General features: G+C 57.9%; 20 protein-coding genes and 1 other annotated feature. All 20 genes read right to left on the bottom strand.

The window, feature by feature from the left end; genetic code table 11:
* Positions 1-78 precede the first annotated feature (78 nt).
* The 20 genes from tyrS to spoIIIAC all read right to left on the bottom strand — a co-directional run bounded on the left by tyrS (position 79) and on the right by spoIIIAC (position 16555).
* Positions 79-1305, bottom strand: coding sequence for a tyrosine--tRNA ligase (gene tyrS / locus SRB521_RS08115; protein ID WP_075703883.1), 1227 nt, complete (start codon positions 1303-1305; stop codon positions 79-81).
* A gap of 248 nt (positions 1306-1553) precedes the next feature.
* Positions 1554-1794, bottom strand: a binding site (T-box leader).
* Between the two features lie 34 nt (positions 1795-1828).
* On the bottom strand, positions 1829-2362 hold the full coding sequence (locus tag SRB521_RS08110) for a YcxB family protein (RefSeq protein WP_075703884.1): 534 nt from the start codon (positions 2360-2362) through the stop codon (positions 1829-1831).
* Entirely contained in the window at positions 2349-4052 is a 1704-nt protein-coding gene (gene recN, locus SRB521_RS08105; protein ID WP_075703885.1) for a DNA repair protein RecN, read from the bottom strand. Before recN ends, SRB521_RS08110 begins: the two co-directional genes overlap by 14 nt.
* A 19-nt stretch (positions 4053-4071) precedes the next feature.
* A complete protein-coding gene (locus SRB521_RS08100; RefSeq protein ID WP_075705443.1) occupies positions 4072-4524 on the bottom strand; it encodes an arginine repressor in 453 nt (150 codons plus the stop codon).
* A gap of 5 nt (positions 4525-4529) precedes the next feature.
* Positions 4530-5255, bottom strand: a complete 726-nt coding sequence (locus SRB521_RS08095) for an NAD(+)/NADH kinase (RefSeq protein ID WP_242976513.1) — start codon at positions 5253-5255, stop codon at positions 4530-4532.
* A 140-nt stretch (positions 5256-5395) separates the two neighbouring features.
* Positions 5396-6208, bottom strand: coding sequence for a TlyA family RNA methyltransferase (locus tag SRB521_RS08090; RefSeq protein WP_033116660.1), 813 nt, complete (start codon positions 6206-6208; stop codon positions 5396-5398).
* Complete coding sequence (gene dxs / locus SRB521_RS08085) at positions 6201-8048, bottom strand: 1-deoxy-D-xylulose-5-phosphate synthase (RefSeq protein ID WP_075703887.1); 1848 nt, start codon at positions 8046-8048, stop codon at positions 6201-6203. Before dxs ends, SRB521_RS08090 begins: the two co-directional genes overlap by 8 nt.
* A gap of 70 nt (positions 8049-8118) precedes the next feature.
* A complete protein-coding gene (locus tag SRB521_RS08080) occupies positions 8119-8583 on the bottom strand; it encodes a divergent PAP2 family protein (protein ID WP_075703888.1) in 465 nt (154 codons plus the stop codon).
* Positions 8584-8589: 6 nt separating this feature from the next.
* Complete coding sequence (locus SRB521_RS08075; RefSeq protein WP_242976512.1) at positions 8590-9471, bottom strand: polyprenyl synthetase family protein; 882 nt, start codon at positions 9469-9471, stop codon at positions 8590-8592.
* A gap of 5 nt (positions 9472-9476) precedes the next feature.
* The gene (gene xseB / locus SRB521_RS08070) at positions 9477-9710 is read right to left on the bottom strand and encodes an exodeoxyribonuclease VII small subunit (protein ID WP_033116656.1); all 234 of its coding nucleotides are present in this window, start codon (positions 9708-9710) and stop codon (positions 9477-9479) included.
* 2 nt (positions 9711-9712) lie between these two features.
* Positions 9713-10927: an exodeoxyribonuclease VII large subunit gene (gene xseA / locus SRB521_RS08065; RefSeq protein ID WP_075703889.1), complete on the bottom strand. Its 1215-nt coding sequence runs from the start codon at positions 10925-10927 to the stop codon at positions 9713-9715.
* Positions 10924-11859, bottom strand: coding sequence for a Kae1-like domain-containing protein (locus SRB521_RS08060; protein ID WP_075705447.1), 936 nt, complete (start codon positions 11857-11859; stop codon positions 10924-10926). Before SRB521_RS08060 ends, xseA begins: the two co-directional genes overlap by 4 nt.
* 2 nt (positions 11860-11861) lie before the next feature.
* On the bottom strand, positions 11862-12362 hold the full coding sequence (nusB, locus tag SRB521_RS08055) for a transcription antitermination factor NusB (RefSeq protein WP_075703890.1): 501 nt from the start codon (positions 12360-12362) through the stop codon (positions 11862-11864).
* A 152-nt stretch (positions 12363-12514) separates the two neighbouring features.
* On the bottom strand, positions 12515-12901 hold the full coding sequence (locus SRB521_RS08050) for an Asp23/Gls24 family envelope stress response protein (RefSeq protein WP_033116653.1): 387 nt from the start codon (positions 12899-12901) through the stop codon (positions 12515-12517).
* A gap of 283 nt (positions 12902-13184) precedes the next feature.
* Positions 13185-13781, bottom strand: a complete 597-nt coding sequence (locus SRB521_RS08045) for a SpoIIIAH-like family protein (RefSeq protein ID WP_075703891.1) — start codon at positions 13779-13781, stop codon at positions 13185-13187.
* 14 nt (positions 13782-13795) lie between these two features.
* A complete protein-coding gene (locus SRB521_RS08040) occupies positions 13796-14329 on the bottom strand; it encodes a stage III sporulation protein AG (RefSeq protein WP_242943923.1) in 534 nt (177 codons plus the stop codon).
* Positions 14326-14820: a stage III sporulation protein AF gene (locus SRB521_RS08035; RefSeq protein WP_075703893.1), complete on the bottom strand. Its 495-nt coding sequence runs from the start codon at positions 14818-14820 to the stop codon at positions 14326-14328. The genes SRB521_RS08040 and SRB521_RS08035 overlap by 4 nt, the downstream gene beginning before the upstream one ends.
* Complete coding sequence (locus tag SRB521_RS08030) at positions 14817-15902, bottom strand: stage III sporulation protein AE (RefSeq protein ID WP_075705449.1); 1086 nt, start codon at positions 15900-15902, stop codon at positions 14817-14819. The genes SRB521_RS08035 and SRB521_RS08030 overlap by 4 nt, the downstream gene beginning before the upstream one ends.
* Positions 15903-15970: 68 nt before the next feature.
* The gene (locus SRB521_RS08025) at positions 15971-16357 is read right to left on the bottom strand and encodes a SpoIIIAC/SpoIIIAD family protein (RefSeq protein WP_075703894.1); all 387 of its coding nucleotides are present in this window, start codon (positions 16355-16357) and stop codon (positions 15971-15973) included.
* A 3-nt stretch (positions 16358-16360) separates the two neighbouring features.
* The gene (gene spoIIIAC, locus SRB521_RS08020) at positions 16361-16555 is read right to left on the bottom strand and encodes a stage III sporulation protein AC (protein ID WP_033116648.1); all 195 of its coding nucleotides are present in this window, start codon (positions 16553-16555) and stop codon (positions 16361-16363) included.
* Between the last annotated feature and the right edge of the window lie 30 nt (positions 16556-16585).

Raw genomic sequence — 16585 nt, 5'->3', positions numbered from 1 at the left:
TAAAATTCTTTTACAATTTTATGAAGGGGAACGCCCCGCAGGCGTCCCCCTTCTCCACAAAGCAACGGCAACAATCTCTCAGGCCAGTAAAACACGGTGGAATACCTTTTTCCCCTTCTTCACCGTCAATCCTTCGCCGCGCATCGCCGCGGCCTTACAGACAGCGGCGGTATCGATCACCTTTTCTCCGTTGATTTCCACCCCTCCCTGCTGAATCAGGCGGCGTGCCTCGCCTTTAGAAGGCGCAAGGCCGCATTTCACCATCAGATCCACCACGCTCAGCTTTCCGTCGCTGAGGTCTGCGTCGGTCAGCGTGGTGGTGGGCATGTTGGAACGGTCTCCTCCCTGGGCGAAGAGAGCCCGGGCGGCATCCTGTGCCTTCTGTGCCTCCACCTCGTCATGGACCAATTTTGTAAGCTCAAAAGCCAGAATCTCTTTGGCACGATTGAGTTGGGCCCCCTCCCACTTATCCATCTCATCGATCTGCTCTAGAGGAAGGAAAGTCAGCATTCGCAGACATTTGAGCACGTCGGCGTCGTCAATATTTCGCCAGTACTGATAAAACTCGTAAGGCGAAGTCTTTTCCGGGTCCAGCCACACCGCCCCCGCCTGGGTCTTGCCCATCTTTTTCCCCTCGGAGGTAAGCAGCAGTGTAATCGTCATGGCATAAGCGTCCTTGCCAAGTTTCCGGCGAATGAGTTCGGTGCCGCCCAGCATATTGGACCATTGGTCATCGCCGCCGCACTGCATATTGCAGCCCACGGTCTGGAACATATGATAAAAATCATAGCTCTGCATAATCATGTAATTGAACTCCAAGAAGCTGAGCCCTTTCTCCATCCGCTGCTTGTAGCACTCCGCACGAAGCATATTATTGACGGAGAAACATGCGCCCACTTCCCGGAGAAGTTCCACATAATTGAGCTTCAGCAGCCAGTCGGCATTATTGAGCATCAGCGCCTTCCCTTCGCTGAAATCGATGAATTTGCTCATCTGCTTCTTAAAGCAGTCGCAATTGTGCTGGATGGTCTCCACCGTCATCATAGAACGCATATCAGAGCGTCCGGAAGGATCTCCGATCATGCCTGTGCCGCCGCCTACCAGAGCGATGGGGCGGTTGCCCGCCATCTGAAGCCGCTTCATTAAGCACAACGCCATAAAATGACCCACGTGCAGGGAGTCGGCGGTGGGATCAAAGCCAATGTAAAAGGTTGCTTTTCCGTTGTTGATCAGCTCTTTGATCTCCTCTTCGTCGGTCACCTGTGCGATAAGCCCTCTGGCCTTCAGTTCATCATAAATGGTCATATTTCTTTCTCCTCTCGCTTTTTTGGGGGAGGGCCTTTTGAGCAAAATAGCCTTGCAGCTTTCGCTCCATCTATATATGCTCTCATACGGCCCCGCCCACCGTAGCACACTCTGTTCCAGCCCGCTGTTTTGGGGCCGTTCATCCGAGATGCCTCTTGATCATAGGACCGAAACGCCTTTTCTGCATAAAAGCCCCTTCCATTCGTGTCGGTTCCGCTTCAAATAAAAAACACCCCCTGTCCCATTGGACAGAGGGCGTCGAAACGCGGTACCACCTCTGGTTGCCCCACCCTCACAGGCGCGGGCCTCACGGGGTGCCGACACACCCCTGCGCGATAACGGGCGCACCCGACTCTCTCTACTGCGCTGTAAGACGGTTCAAGAGGCCGCTCCGAGGGGTATTCACAGCCGCGCTCTCTCCCCTTTTCACCAGACAGGGGCTCTCTGTGCAGACGGGCGGCTGCTACTGTTCCTCATCCTCGCGTTGTACGTGACAGCATTTTAGCACATGCCGGACGGATTGTCAACCAAAATGCCGGAAGATCATATCCGGATTTGCCTCTTGCGCCAGAGACTCAAAGCGCAGCCGTGCCTCCTCATCCTGGAATGCGCGCAGCGGAAGCAGCGTATAACCCTCACTGGAACCGAAGAGGTAATAGAATTCCGGTCCTCGCCAGAGCTTTTTGATATCCCAGTCCAAAAGCGCCGCCGCCGTCTCATCCTGCCGGGCCACGTCCTCCTGGGCAAACAAAAAGGTCACAGGCTCTGCCAGCTCCGCCTCCCGGTCAAAAATGCGCCCCGGCTTGATCCAATACAACCACAGACTATACAGCGCAGCCATCGCCAGCAGGACCAGCACCAAGGTGTTCAGGAAGTTGAGTCTCCCCATCATAAGCGTGACCGTGACCGTCGCGGCCAGCGCAAACAGCATGACCAGGACCTGGACCCAGCTTACTAGGTGACTTTTTCTCAAATAGTACCGGACTCCACGGATATATTCCCCACGTTCCAGTTGAAAGGTGACCCGGATCTGGTCCGGGAGCTCATTTTTCCCCATTATAGCCTCTCTTATACGTCTCTGCTGCCTCCAGAAGCTCTCCTGCGCTCTCCAGCATGGCGGATGTGATATGGGCCCCTCCGGTAAGGCGGGCCAACTCCTCACGGCGGCGCGTTTTGTCCAGCCGCTCCACCGCCGTATAGGTGCGTCCGTCCCGCTCCCCCTTCTCCACTGAGAAATGGGTATCCGCCATCGCCGCAATCTGGGGCAGGTGTGTAACGCACAGAACCTGTTTGTGTCTGGCCACGTCGGCCATTTTCTCCGCTACCTTCTGGGCCGCACGGCCGCTAACGCCAGTATCCACTTCATCAAAGACCAAGGTGGACACGTCGTCATTTTCCGCCAGGACATTCTTGAGCGCCAGCATGATGCGGGCCAATTCACCGCCGGAGGCGATTTTCTGGATGGGCTTGAGCGCCTCGCCCACATTCGCGGACATCAGGAACTGGACCTCATCCATTCCTGTTGCATCCATGCCGTATTCTGCGGCGTTAGGCGCAAACTCCACATGAAAGCGGACTTTGGGCATATCCAACTGTTCCAGCTCCTTCTGGATACGCGCTTCCAATGCATCCGCCGATTCCCTGCGGACCGTGGACAGTGCACTGCCCAGCATTTGCGCCTCCTTCAAGGTCACAGCCTGCTTTTTCTCCAATCGTGCCAAGATATCGCTGGAGTACTGGATTTGGTCCAGTTCTTTTTTACAGGACTCCAGATAGGCGAGCATATCGGCCTCCGTGGCACCATATTTCTTTTTCAGACGATAGATCACGTCCAGGCGGCTTTCCAACTCATCCAGCTCTCCCGGCTCAAACTCCAAGCTGTCCCTCAAGTCACGGACCAGCTCGGCGGCGTCATCCGCCGCACATCGCAGCTCCGTGAGCTTTTCCGCAAGGGCAGACACCTCATCGCTCACGGTACGGGCCGAAAAGAGGCTCTGTTCTGCCTCCATAACAAGGGACGCCGCACCCGCACTGTCGTCATCGCCGGAAAGCGCCCGATGGGCATCCTCCACCGCCTCGATCAGCTTTCCGGCGTTGCGCAGCACCTTTCTCCGGGCGGCCAGTTTGTCCTCCTCGCCCACTCGCAGCCCGGCCCGTTCCAACTCGCTGATCTGGTAGCTCAGACTGTCCATGCGGCGGGACTTCTCCGCTTCGTCCATCTGCAAGGCCGATATCTCATGCCTCACCTGACTCAGAGCCGCATAGGCCTCCTGAAATGCCAGAAGCTCCGCTTGGTCGCCTCCAAAACGGTCCAGATAGGAGAGATGGCAGGCGGAGTCCAGGAGCTGCTGTCCGTCGTGCTGGCCGTGGATATTCAAAAGCTGCTGTCCTAGGGTACGAAGCTGTGACACCGTCAAAGGCCGCCCATTCAGGCGGCAGACATTTTTGCCGTCGGCCTGGATTTCCCTTTGCAGCAGAAGGGTTCCATCTTCATCCGGCCCCATCCCGTTTTCTGAAAACCAGGAGAGCGCCGGAAGCTCCAAAAAAAGCGCACTCACCAAGGCCGACCGGGCCCCTGTGCGGATCAGATCGCGGGAGGTCCGGTTCCCGATCACCGCTCCAATGGCATCTACTACAATCGACTTGCCCGCACCGGTCTCGCCCGTCAGGGCATTGAAACCCCGGTCGAATTGGATATCCGCCGACTCGATCACCGCAATGTTTTCAATGTGGAGCAGAGACAGCATGCCTCATCCCTCCCTGTGCTCACTGGAGCATCTTATGGATTTCGTCACAAAAGGCCTCTGCTTTCTCACTGTCCCGCATGATGAGAAGGGCCGTGTCATCCCCGGCGAGACTTCCGACCAGATTTCCGATTTCCATACCGTCAATCGCGGCACAGGCTGCAGAAGCGAGGCCCGGCATGGTTTTGATCACAACAATATTCTGGGCGCGGTCAAAGGACGTGACCCCCTCCTTGAAAATGGTCCGCAGACGTCCTGCGAAGTTCAGGCTGGCCCTGCGGCCGGATACCACATATTTGTAGGTCCCGTAACTGGTAAGTTCCTTCACCAGATGCAGCTCCTTGATGTCTCTTGAGATCGTTGCCTGGGTAGAGGTGACGCCCCGCAGCTTCAACTCAGCCAACAACTGATCCTGGGTCTCAACATCAACCTCCTCAATGATTCGCAAAATTTCTGCCTGCCGTTTGGACTTCATATCCGTCATGCCCTCCCCAACTTCTGATTGATGATTTCATAAAAGCTGTGATCCGTCAGTCGGACCAACCTGGTCACACTTTTGGAGCGGCGGACTTCAACAGTGTCCCCGCCACAGAGCTTAAAGGCTCTTCCTCCGTCCACAGACAAGTAAGCCGTTTTCCTTGACAGCTTTCCAATCCGGACAGAGACAATCCTGTCCCTTCCCATTACCAGCGGCTTTGCATGGAGGGAATGGGCGCAAATGGGAGTCACAAGGATATTCTCAGAGGTGGGCTCCACAATGGGGCCCCCCGCAGACATAGAATAGGCCGTGGAGCCTGTGGGCGTGGCAAGGATCACTCCGTCTCCGGAGTAGTCATAAATGTGAACACCGTCTCCCCGCACGATCAAGTCAATTACTCTCGCCACCGCACCCTTGGTGATGACAGCATCGTTCAGCGCCAAGTCTCGGTAAAGGGTCTCTCGACCTCTTCGCACCGACACGTCCAGCATCATTCGCGGCTCGATTGTATATTTGCGCTTGGAGAGCTGGGAGAGCATATCCAGTTCGCTGTGCTCCAGTTCTGCCATAAAGCCGACACTGCCCATATTGACCCCCAAAATAGGGACGTTGTGAGCATTGGCGTCCCGCGCGGCATGAAGGATGGTGCCATCCCCGCCAAAGCAGAGGAGAATATCCGCCCTCTCCAGCTCATTCTGCATGTTGCGATAGTCCAGATCCCTGGGCAATTCAGCATGACCGCTCCCTTGCTCTAAGTCGAAAGGAAGGCACAATGAGGTGTCGACCCCGCCCGACTTTAAGATATCACGGGCCTTCAATGCCGCTTTCAATCCCCGATCCCGGTATGGGTTCGGGCTGAGCACTACTTTCACGGGTGAACCGCCCCCTCGAGTTCAGCATGGGACCTCTCAACCAGTGCGGCGAGGTTCCCCACATAGGGCTCACTGACACCGACGCACAAAAAACCTAGGTATTCAATGTTGCCCTCCGGTCCCTTTATAGGTGAAAAGTCCATATCCTTTACAGAAAATCCGGCATCAGATGCGTGAATCAAAAATTGCTCCAACACCTCCAGATGTACTTCCGGGTCGCGTACGACCCCTTTCTTTCCCACCTTTTCCCTGCCCGCCTCGAATTGCGGTTTGACCAAGCACACCACCTGCCCCTGCGGCTTCAGCAGACCGCGTAGGGCCGGCAAAATCAGCTTCAAAGAAATGAAGGATACATCCACGCTTCCAAAGTCCAGCGGTTCAGCAATCTGCTCCGCAGTCAGATATCTCACGTTCGTCCGCTCCATGCATATCACCCTTGGGTCCTGGCGCAGGCTCCAGGCCAATTGTCCGTAGCCGACATCCACGGCGTATACCTTGGCCGCCCCATTTTGCAACATGCAATCCGTAAAGCCTCCGGTGGAGGCGCCGCAATCAATGCAGATTTTTCCCTTGAGGTCCAGCGGGAAGCGCTGGAGCGCCTTTTCTAGTTTCAGGCCTCCCCGGCTCACATAGGCCAAAGCCTTGCCGTGCAGCTCGATCTCCGCACTCTCTTCCACTGCAAATCCAGCCTTGTCGATCTTCTGCCCGCCCACAAAAATCTGCCCCGCCATAATCAGGGCCTGCGCTTTTTGTCGGCTCTCCGCCAGTCCCCTCTCACACACCAGTACATCCAGACGTTTTTTACTCACGCTTTAAAACCTCCACTGCCGCCTGGTAAAGCGATTCCGCATCCAGCCCGCACAGGCGGCGCAGCTCCGCCGTGGTTCCATGGGTGATAAACCCACTTCCCGTATTGCAGAGCGCCATCGCTTTGGGCACGACCCCCTGTGCCGCCATGTGGGCAGCGATTTGCTGCCCCATACCTCCCATTGCGGCGCACTCCTCGGCAATCAGGACCCGCTCCGTTTTCTTTACGGAAACAAGGATTTCTTCGTCATCCAACGGCATAAGGCGATTCAGCTTTATGATTTCCGGGACGTATCCAGCCGCCTCCAACATAGCGCCGGCCTCCAGTACACTCCCCGTAGTGATCCCATAAGTGACAAGTGTTATTGCTTTCCCCACTTTCAGGCACACAGTCGGCTCCACACCTGCATCTCCCCGATAGCCGCTCTCTCCGCCTCTTGGATAGCGGAGAGCCACTGGCCCCGATACCTTCCGCACGGCGTGGCGCAGCATGCTCCGCACTTCAGCAAAGCTGGCCGGCGCGAAGAGCGTCATCCCCGGGACCGAGGAGAGATACGCCACATCAAACAGACCGTGGTGGGTCTCGCCGTCTTCTCCCACCAATCCGGCACGGTCTACGCCGAAGACCACATGGAGGCCAAGGATCGCCACATCGTGGAGCAGCATATCATACCCGCGCTGCAGAAACGAGGAGTACACGGCAAAGATCGGCAGACTTCCCTGCTTGGCCATTCCAGCCGCCATCGCCACGGCGTGCCCCTCCGCAATCCCCACATCGAAAAATCGTTCCGGGAATTGAGCCTCAAAGGAGCCCAGTCCGGTACCGTCCCGCATGGCAGCAGTCACCGCACAGATTCTCCCATCCTCCGCCGCCAGCTCGCAGACAGCCTGTCCAAACGCGCTGGAAAAGGAGGGCCTGGAGGGCTGCAGCGGCTCACCTGTCTGGACACAAAACCGTGATACGCCATGGTAGGCATCCGGATTCTTTTCAGCTGGCGGATAGCCTTTCCCCTTTACAGTCCTTACATGAAGCAATACAGGGCCTTTCAACTCCTTGGCGTAGCGCATCAGGCGAGTGAGCCCTCTCACATCATGCCCGTCCACCGGTCCCAGGTAAATGAACCCCATATCCTCGAACATACTGCAGGGGAGCAGGGTCTCCTTTATCGCCGTTTTGATTTTATGGGTCACACGGTAGATCTGGGGACCGCCTGGCAGCACCGACATCATTTTTCGGTATCCCTTTTTGAACTGAAGATACTGTGGCTTGAGCCGCTGATGTGCTAGGTGCTGGGCCACGCCCCCCACATTTTTGGTAATGGACATGCCATTGTCATTTAGGATGACCAGAAGGGGCTCTCCGCTCAACCCTGCGTTGGAAAGCCCTTCATAGGCAAGTCCGCCTGTCAGGGCCCCGTCTCCAATGAGGGCGATCACGTGGTAGTCCTCCCCTCTCTGGCTCCTGGCTCTGGCCATTCCCAGCGCCACAGAAACAGAGTTGGAGGCATGTCCCGCGATAAAGGCATCATCCTGGCTTTCCTGTGGCTTGGGGTAGCCCGCCATCCCTCCAAACGTGCGGAGGGTGTCCATGGCCGTGTCCCGCCCCGTTAGGATCTTGTGGGAATAGCATTGGTGTCCCACGTCAAAAACCACTCTGTCCCGCCCGGTATCAAATACCCGGTGGAGCGCTACGGTGATCTCCACCGTACCAAGATTGGAGGCCAAATGTCCTCCCGTGCGTGAGACCGCGTCGATAATGCGGGCCCGCAGCCGCGCACAGAGGCCCTCCGCCTCGCTGTCGCTAATCTCTTTTAGATTTGGAATCTCATCGAGCTGTATCAAAAACGCACCCCCAAGGATGGGATCTATGAAGCTGGGCGCTCCGGCGCCGTTTGTAGCCCTTCCCGCCTGATCAGCGGAACAGCCAGGTCCCCGCAAGACCAATGACGATCCCCAGCACCGCGCCGGCAATGACCTGGACCGGAGTATGTCCCAAAAACTCCTTGAGCTCTTTGCCGAAAAGTTCCGGCTTCATCTCCATCCAGTGTTCCATCATGTAATTTAAAATCTTGGCCTGCTCTCCGGCTGCCTTGCGGACATTTGCCGCATCATACATGACCACGATGGCTAGAACAGCAGCCAGAGCGAAAATGGGCGAGGACCAGCCGTATAGATTTCCGGTCGCACTTGCGCAGGCACAGACAAAGGCGGAATGAGAGCTCGGCATTCCCCCGCTTCCCGTGATCCGTCGGAAATCCAGCCTGTGGTTTTGGATCAGGACGATCACAACCTTTAGCACCTGAGCGATTGCCCAAGCGACGACCGCGAGGGCCAGGATCAGATTTCCCAAATGGCCGTTCAGAAGATTATTCTCCATATCCGGTCAGCTCTCCCGCCCGGCCAAGGCCCGGGCAAGCCAGCGCAGAAAATCCGCCCGTCCCCCGAAGGGCTCTAAGGCGGCTACCGCCGCATCAGTCAGGGTATCCACCAGCTCACGGCAGCCATCCATACCCAGCAGGGTAACAAAAGTTGTTTTTTCGTTGGCCTGGTCTGAGCCGATGGGTTTTCCCAGCGTCCTCTCATCCCCCTCTACATCCAACATATCATCCCGGACCTGGAAGGCCAATCCCAGCTTCTGGGCGTAGCGGCGAACGGCAGCCCGGTCATCCGTGCCGCCGCCGGCGATCACACACCCCACCTCAGCCGCCGCACTGAGCAGCGCGCCGGTTTTCAGCTTTTGGAGGTCTTCCACATCCCGCCGGGTCACCGCCCGTCCCTCGGCCGCCATATCCAGCGACTGACCACCCACCATGCCGCGCGCACCGGCGGCATGCGCCAGACAGGCAGCAGCGGCTACCACGCGGTCCGCCGGGAGCCCGGAGCTCTGCTCCAGTGCGGTTTCAAAGGCGGCGGTGAGCAGCGCATCGCCAGCCAGTACCGCCGTGGCCTCCCCATAGATCTTGTGGTTGGTAGGCTTTCCCCGGCGCAGATCATCGTCATCCATGCAGGGCAGGTCGTCATGGATCAGGGAATACGTGTGGATCATCTCCACCGCGCAGGCGAATGGCAGGGCTTGTGCAACATCTCCCCCACACATCCGGCAGACCTCCAGTGTGAGGAGGGGACGGATGCGCTTTCCGCCGGCCATCAGACTGTACTCCATGGCGTCATAGATATTGGCCATAGGCTCCCTGCCCGCAAAGCACGACTGCAGCGCACGTTCAATCAGGGCCTGTCCGTCACGTAACTGCCGCTCATATTCCATACCCATCATCCCTCCCCGTGGAACGGCGTTTCTACCGGTCCTCCGTCTGTCCCGACGGTGAGCTTGGACACCTTCTGCTCCGCCTTGTCCAGCAGTGCGGAACACTGCTTCATCAGCGTCATTCCCTCCTCAAAGAGCTTCAGCGACTCCTCCAGAGGGGCTTCGCCCTTTTCCAGCTGCGTGACGATCTCCTCCAGACGTATCATGGCCTGTTCGAAGGTCTTTTTCTTTTCCGCCATATTTATAACAGCCTCCTCTTATCGTCCACACGACAGTCCAGCACACCGTCGGAGAGACGAACCGACAGCTTACCACCTGGCTCCACCTCATCCACAGAAGTTGCCACCTTTCCGTTGGCGGTCTGAGCCAGCGCATACCCTCGCCCCAGTACCTTGAGCGGGCTCATCGCATCCAGGGCCGCCGCCAGACGGGCGAACCGTTCCCGTTCCCCCGCCATCACGCCGCCGAGACCGTGAACCAGCCGCCGCCGCAGATCCTCCAAAAGTGCCCGCCGATCCAAAATGTAATTTATGGGGTCCTGGAGCACACGATTTTTCTCCAGGCGCGCCAGCTCCCGGCGCGCCCGGTCCAGCCGGACCTCCATGGTCCCCATCAGCTTGTCCTCATAGTAAGCGAGATTGGCATAGATCTCATTCTGATCCGGCACCGCCAGTTCCGCCGCATTAGAGGGCGTAGCCGCCCGCAGGTCTGCCACAAAATCTGCGATCGTCACGTCAGGTTCATGCCCTACCGCGGAAATCACGGGGATTGTGCAGTCGTAAATCGCACGGGCCACCCGTTCGTCGTTGAAGCACCAGAGGTCCTCCATCGAGCCGCCGCCTCTGCCCGTAATCAGAAGATCCGCCAAAGCATGGGCACTGGCATACCGGATAGCGGAGGCAATCTCTCCCGCCGCCTCTTCCCCTTGTACGCGGACCGGGAGGAGAAGGACCTTCGCCAGCGGATACCGCGCCCCCAGGATGCGCAGCATATCTCTCACCGCTGCGCCGGCCGAAGAGGTGACCAGCGCGATCCGCCCTGGATATCTCGGAATGTTTTTTTTATGCGCCGGGTCAAATAGCCCCTCCCGGAAGAGCTTTTCCTTGAGCTGCTCAAAGGCCACATGGAGGTCTCCGACCCCGTCCGGCGTGAGGTCCGAGCAGTAGAGCTGATACTGGCCATCCCGAGGGAATACCGCCACACGTCCAAAGGCAATAACCTTCATACCATTTTCCGGACGAAAGCGGAGGCGGGATGCCTCCCGCCGGAACATCACGCAGCGGAGCGCCCCGCCCTCATCCTTCATGGAAAAATAATGGTGTCCAGAGGGGTAACTTTTGTAATTAGAAATTTCGCCTCGAACAAATACGCCGCTTAAAAGTCCATCCCGATCCAACAGATTTTTAATATAGCCGTTGACTTGGGTGACAGTATAGACAGGCTGACCCTCTCTCATAGCCGGCTCCCCCCCGTCAGGGCCCGCCGGGCCAGGATCGCCACACCAAGAGCGTTATCTGTGGAGTATTGCGGTGGTGCAAACACCGCGTCCCGCAGAGCCGCCCGCAAAGCGGAATTGGAGGCCACCCCTCCGGAACACAGTACTGGGAGGCCCGGATATTGCTCCAATGCCTTGTCCGTGGTCCGCAGCACCGCTTTCACAACGGTGTCCACGACAAACCTAGCTACGTTGGCCGGAGGTGCCCCGCGCTCCACCAGTTCTCTCACCTTGTTCTCCATTCCGGAGAGAGAAAATGTAAGGTCATTTATCTTTACAGTGTAATTTTGACAAACATCTGCCTGACCATACAGTCCATCCAACGCCTTTCCCGCGGGGAATGGCAGCCCCAAGAGCTGTCCGGTCCGGTCAATAAGCTGTCCCGCAGAAATATCACTGGTCCCCCCCAGTTTCTGCGCCCAGACGCTCACCCCGTCCGGCTGCACATACAAAAGCTCCGTCGTCCCGCCGGACAGATGCCAAGCCAGATGGGGACGGTCTAAAAGATCGGGACGTCCGGCGGACCAGGCGGCCGCCGCAATGTGTCCCTGCTGGTGAGCACAGGGGAAAAAGGGGACGCCCAGTGTATCCGCTATCCCGCGCCCCTGAGACTCTCCCGCCAGAAAACAGGGCATATAAGAGCCCTCTACCCAGCGCGGTTTGGTGCTGGCACCCACCGCTGCGATACATCCGTCCAACCGCCCTTCCGCCCGCAGCGCGGCAAAAATCTCAGGCAGATGTTTGACATGCTGGAACAGCGCGTCGCTCTGCCGAAGCCCCAACGCTCCCTCAGGTACATCCAAAAGCCTGCCAAGATTGTATCCGGACACCCCGTCAAACAGAGCCACAGAGGTGGTGTAATTGCTGGTGTCAATTCCCAGACAGAGCGCCATGGTCACGCTCCGTCCTTCTTGTCCTCGGCCTGTGTGTCCACTGCATCGGCCCGCTCCGGAGGCAGTTCTCCCCGGACAAACGCACCCAAGATGCCATTGGCGAAGGACGCGGCCTCAGGCGCGTCATAGCGTCTGGCCAGTTCCACCGCCTCATTGATGGCGGCGGCGGCGGGGATATCCGGCATATACAGGATCTCATACATCGCCACCCGCATGACGGCCGCCGTCATGCGGGAAATACGGGAGAAGGACCAGCCGATGGCATACTTTGAGATATAGCCGTCCAGTTCGGCGCCGTGGTCGTATACCCCTTTCACCAGCGCGGTTATGTACTGCCGCTGCTTCTCGTTGGGATATTCTCCATACAGGGGCTCCTCGTCCTTGAGCTGCGCAAAGTTTTCACGGCTCAGGGAGTCCTCCAGCAATTCTTCCGCGGTCTGATCTGAAAAGCCGAGGGCAAAGGATAAATGGACGGCAATTTCCCTGGCATTGCTCCTGGTCATAATCGGTTCCTCCCGTTGTCTCTCTTTTGTGAATATTCATAGACTATTATATACAGTTTGCGGTGGAAAATAAACCCCCAATTTCCCCTCACAGACGGCAAAAGAGCACTGAGCGCATCATATCGCCCAATGCTCTTTGAGGGTACGCCGATTTACTGAGCCTTCTTCGGCTCTTTCTCAAAGACCACACCGCCCACGCTTACGTTGACGGCGGCGACAGTGAGACCGCTGGTGGCCTCGATGCTGCCAGCCACAGCTTCCTGCACGGCGTGGCCCACATCCGGAATGGTGTAGCCATACTTTACAAGGATGGCCACCTCTACCGTAACATTCTCCTCCTCCACCTGGAGGCGAATCCCGCGGCTCAGGTTCTTTTTCCCCAGCAGTTCCGCAAGGTCGGTGCCCAGATTGGCCGCCAATCCTCCAACGCCCTCAACTTCCAGCGCAGCGGCAGCGGCAATCACCGCCAGAACTTCCTCTGATATATGGATATTTCCCAACTCATCGGACCGGGAAACATACTCTCTGCCTTCACCCACAGTGGTCACGCTCCTTTTATCATGTTCAGGGATTACAACACGATGGCCTCGGCGACATGGCCACCGCCGTGGAAACCGGCGACGCCGGTTTGGGGCATCACATGGCCCCTGGGCAGTTGTAGCCCCATGTGGGGCTAGGCTGCCCCGCTGCGGCGGGACGACGCACACAATACACCGATTGTTGCTATTCTACCACAAAGGCCGGCCATTTACAATCCAATTTTTGAAATTTGAAGGGGCGGACCGGCGCACACCTTGTGCCGCGCCGGTCCGCCCCTTTCATTCAGCTCGCCTCGATGATTTTGATTTGACTTGCTTTGAGCCCTGTCTCCTCCATCACGATCTCGCTGATTTTTGCCGTGTCTGCGTCGGCGAGCGGCGTTCCGTTGTTGGACACCACCACGCTGATGCTGTTATCGTTGAGAAACGCCACACAGTCGCTGTATCCCTTTGCCGTGACCAAATTTTCAATATTGGCTTCGGCCAGTGTATAGGTGGCCATCGCCTGGATCGTAACGTTGGCCTGGTCTACCGAGGCTTGATCCGCCTTCTCGTCGGCTGCGGCCTCCTGGAGGAGAGAGAGGGCGCTGTCCCTGGCCTGCTGACGGTTCAAACGCGCACTGGCAAAATAGCCGCTGGAGTTGCTCTGTCCCTCTTCTCCCGCCGCAGGACTCTCGGAAGGCGCGGGTGATGATGCGTTCTCTCCCTTGAGCAGCGGATCCGTGGCTTTGCCGCCCACCAGGGCCGCCTCTCCCAACACCTTCCCCGTATCCGCGGTCTCTCCGGCTCCATCCTGGCTGTAGGACCAGTTGAGATATACCGCCACACACACAAACAGCACGATGGCGGCCACCACCGCGTTCCGCTTCCAAAGTTTCATCTCAAGTCTCCTCCTTACTTTCCTTTACAAATTGAAATTTTATCGCTTCCCAGGCCGGTCAGGGCAGAGACCGCCTCCACTAGCTTGAGCCGTACCTCCGGGTCGCTTCCCCCGGGGCAGACCACCAGAGCGCCTTGAAACTGCGGATATATCTGCTGAAGCGGCACAGCCTCCTCCCTGCCGGAACCCTTGGAGACCACTACGGTGGTCCTCCCCTCATCCACCGCCCCTTCCTTTTGAGAGGAGGTGATGTCCTGGGCCAGCACTTGGCGCGTGCTGGCCTTCACAGTAAGGACCACTGAGACCTCTCCCGCTCCCTCTACTTCCGAGAGTGTATCGGACAGTTTTTTTTCCAGACCCTCCAGGTCGAAGGCCAACTCCGACGGAGGATCAGTTCTTCCTGAGCCTCCTGTTCCATCTCCCCCTTCAAAGGTGGGTAGCAGGAGCAGGAGAATACCAGCCAGCAGGACCAGCAGCACGAATTTATATTTTTCCAGCAGCTCCATCAGCCGCCTGCCGCCCTTGGCGGCCATATCCGTTCCCCTCATGATGCTCCATCCCCGCTTTCGTAAGTTTGACATTCCTCGGGAATCGCCAAGTCCGCCTCTATGATACGTGCCAGGAGGCGTCTCTCCTCCCCGCCAGGCGCTCCCGTGATGGACACTGCGGAGGGATAGGGCACGCCGTCCTCTCCTACTGTGCATGTTACGGTCACCCTCTTGCAGGGGACCCCCAGTGCTTCCGCCTTGTCCAGAATATATGCGCCCGTCTTCTCTCCTATGATGGTTTTCATCAGTTCCAAATCAGTTTTTTCCAGCTCATTCTGCGTACTCTCCAGCTCTATCTGGACGGCGGACGCTGCCAGAACGCTGAAATCCACATGCAGGACCGGCTGGACCACAGCAACCAGGAGCAATAAGCCTCCCGCCATCCTCCCGATCTTCCTCACGGTACCAGACGGTGTAAGACTGTCCGCCAGCGCCACGATCATAGCTGCGCAGGTGATCCCAACCAGCCACTGCCGCAACAATTCCATCATGGCGTCACCATAGACACTGCCGATACCATGGATACCAAGAGCAGCATTGCGGAAGCTCCCGTCATACCCAGGATGAGTCCGAATGCACCGCCAAGACCGTCGATCAGTCCGGAGGTCCTCCCATCCGCCACCGTGGCCGCCAGGGCGGCGGTCAGCTTATAGGCCAGGTAATGTATCCCCAGTTGCAGGAAAGGGACCACACACATGGAGAGAATCACCAGCATGCCGAACACCCCCACCGCATTTTTCAAAATTCCTGCGCCGGCCAGAACGGTCTCCGCCGCGTCGGAAAGGATACCGCCCACCACAGGCACCATGCTTGAGACCGTAAATTTGGCCGCCTTGACCGCCACTGCATCCGCCGTCCCTGCAATGACCCCGCTGACTGTGAGATAGCCCACAAATACCAACAGCAATACTGTAAGGATCGAGGTGACCGTCCACTTGAGCACCCCGGCAATGCGCTTGAGCCCCTCGTTCCCCACCGCCGCATGGGCCACACAAGCGGCAATATACCCATACACAAGGGGTAGGAGCAGCTTGGTGATCAGGCTCATCAGCACCGTGGAGAAGAGCATGGTAGCCATCTGTCTGGCCGCCGCCCCGCCGGGCGCCCCGCTGGCAGCCGTGGCCACCGCCATGGTAGGCAGCAGTATCTTGGAAAAAGCGGTCATATTGTCCAGCGCCTCTCTCCCCATTCCAATCAGGGAATGGACATCTGCGACGGAAATGGCCGTGATGGCCAGCGCCTCCACCAGCGGAACTACCTGAAGTCCCCCGGGATCTCCAATGGCCTCGCACGTTCCCTGCGCGAGAGAACACAAGAGCACCACGGTCAAAAGCAGCACACCGCTCCGCACCGCCTTGCGGAGGACACCCGCCAATTGGTCGCTGCCGGTATCCAACAAATCCTGAAGCCCGGCATCCAGATCCACCCCAGTCACAGTATCTCCGGGGCTGTACTCGCCCGCCGCCTCTGCCAGTTTGTCCAGCCCCAGCACCTTGGACTGCTCGTCCAATACGTCCTCAGATGAGGATGCCGCCGCCGGAAGAACAAAAAGGCAGGTGAAAAGGATCAGCATCAGAATTTTTTTAATTTTCCTATGTATTCCCGTCATCCGTCGCCCCTCTTCCCTCCGGCCGGACGCCGCTATAGGAGCCCTGTCACCATACTCAACACCGTCTTCAATAGAGGAAGAGACACAAGCAGCGCCGCCGCCGCGCCCGCCGTCTCTACGAACGCGGCAATCCCCCCCTCTTTCGCGTCCCGGCAGAGCTCTGCCGAGACTCTGGTCAGCACTGCGATCCCTACTGTTTTGACAACGGGCGCCAATACCGCAGGCGAGAGTCCCGCCGTATCCGCCAGGGTGTCCATCAGCTCCTTGACTCCCTCCAGCGCTCCCAGCGAGCAGCTCAGGATGATCGCTCCGGCGCACAGCGCCAGCACCATCCCCAGCTCGGCCACATTCTTTTTGACCACCACTGCGCACAGTGCGGCGGCCACCGCAATGGCCGCGATCTTTACCATATCCGGCATAGACTACAGCCCAAACAGGTTCTTTACCAGGTTGAAGAGATCGCTGATCTCCTGGACCACCATCATGAGAACCACCACAAGACCCGCCAGTGTGGTCATGGTGGCCTGCTCGTCCCGCCCGGACCGAGTGAGCACCTGGTTGAGCACCGACACCAGTATCCCGATCGCCGCAATTTTGAATATGAGGTCTACGTTCATGCCTTCTCCACATCCCCGCATTGATATCAG

It is taken from the genome of Intestinimonas butyriciproducens, from assembly GCF_004154955.1.
GTDB lineage: Bacteria > Bacillota > Clostridia > Oscillospirales > Oscillospiraceae > Intestinimonas > Intestinimonas butyriciproducens.
The sequence above is the reverse complement of the archived record's forward strand: the minus strand, read 5'-3'. Positions and strand labels throughout refer to the sequence as shown.

Coding starts and splice junctions, on each gene's coding strand:
- SRB521_RS08045 (WP_075703891.1), bottom strand. CDS start 13,781: ATGAAACTTTGGAAGCGGAACGCGGTGGTGGCCGCCATCGTGCTGTTT.
- SRB521_RS08075 (WP_242976512.1), bottom strand. CDS start 9,471: ATGGAATATGAGCGGCAGTTACGTGACGGACAGGCCCTGATTGAACGT.
- tyrS (WP_075703883.1), bottom strand. CDS start 1,305: ATGACCATTTATGATGAACTGAAGGCCAGAGGGCTTATCGCACAGGTG.
- xseB (WP_033116656.1), bottom strand. CDS start 9,710: ATGGCGGAAAAGAAAAAGACCTTCGAACAGGCCATGATACGTCTGGAG.
- SRB521_RS08110 (WP_075703884.1), bottom strand. CDS start 2,362: ATGGGGAAAAATGAGCTCCCGGACCAGATCCGGGTCACCTTTCAACTG.
- SRB521_RS08025 (WP_075703894.1), bottom strand. CDS start 16,357: ATGCCGGATATGGTAAAGATCGCGGCCATTGCGGTGGCCGCCGCACTG.
- SRB521_RS08060 (WP_075705447.1), bottom strand. CDS start 11,859: ATGGCGCTCTGTCTGGGAATTGACACCAGCAATTACACCACCTCTGTG.
- xseA (WP_075703889.1), bottom strand. CDS start 10,927: ATGAGAGAGGGTCAGCCTGTCTATACTGTCACCCAAGTCAACGGCTAT.
- recN (WP_075703885.1), bottom strand. CDS start 4,052: ATGCTGTCTCTGCTCCACATTGAAAACATTGCGGTGATCGAGTCGGCG.
- SRB521_RS08080 (WP_075703888.1), bottom strand. CDS start 8,583: ATGGAGAATAATCTTCTGAACGGCCATTTGGGAAATCTGATCCTGGCC.
- SRB521_RS08035 (WP_075703893.1), bottom strand. CDS start 14,820: ATGATGGAATTGTTGCGGCAGTGGCTGGTTGGGATCACCTGCGCAGCT.
- spoIIIAC (WP_033116648.1), bottom strand. CDS start 16,555: ATGAACGTAGACCTCATATTCAAAATTGCGGCGATCGGGATACTGGTG.
- SRB521_RS08040 (WP_242943923.1), bottom strand. CDS start 14,329: ATGAGGGGAACGGATATGGCCGCCAAGGGCGGCAGGCGGCTGATGGAG.
- nusB (WP_075703890.1), bottom strand. CDS start 12,362: ATGACCAGGAGCAATGCCAGGGAAATTGCCGTCCATTTATCCTTTGCC.
- SRB521_RS08100 (WP_075705443.1), bottom strand. CDS start 4,524: ATGAAGTCCAAACGGCAGGCAGAAATTTTGCGAATCATTGAGGAGGTT.
- SRB521_RS08030 (WP_075705449.1), bottom strand. CDS start 15,902: ATGCTGATCCTTTTCACCTGCCTTTTTGTTCTTCCGGCGGCGGCATCC.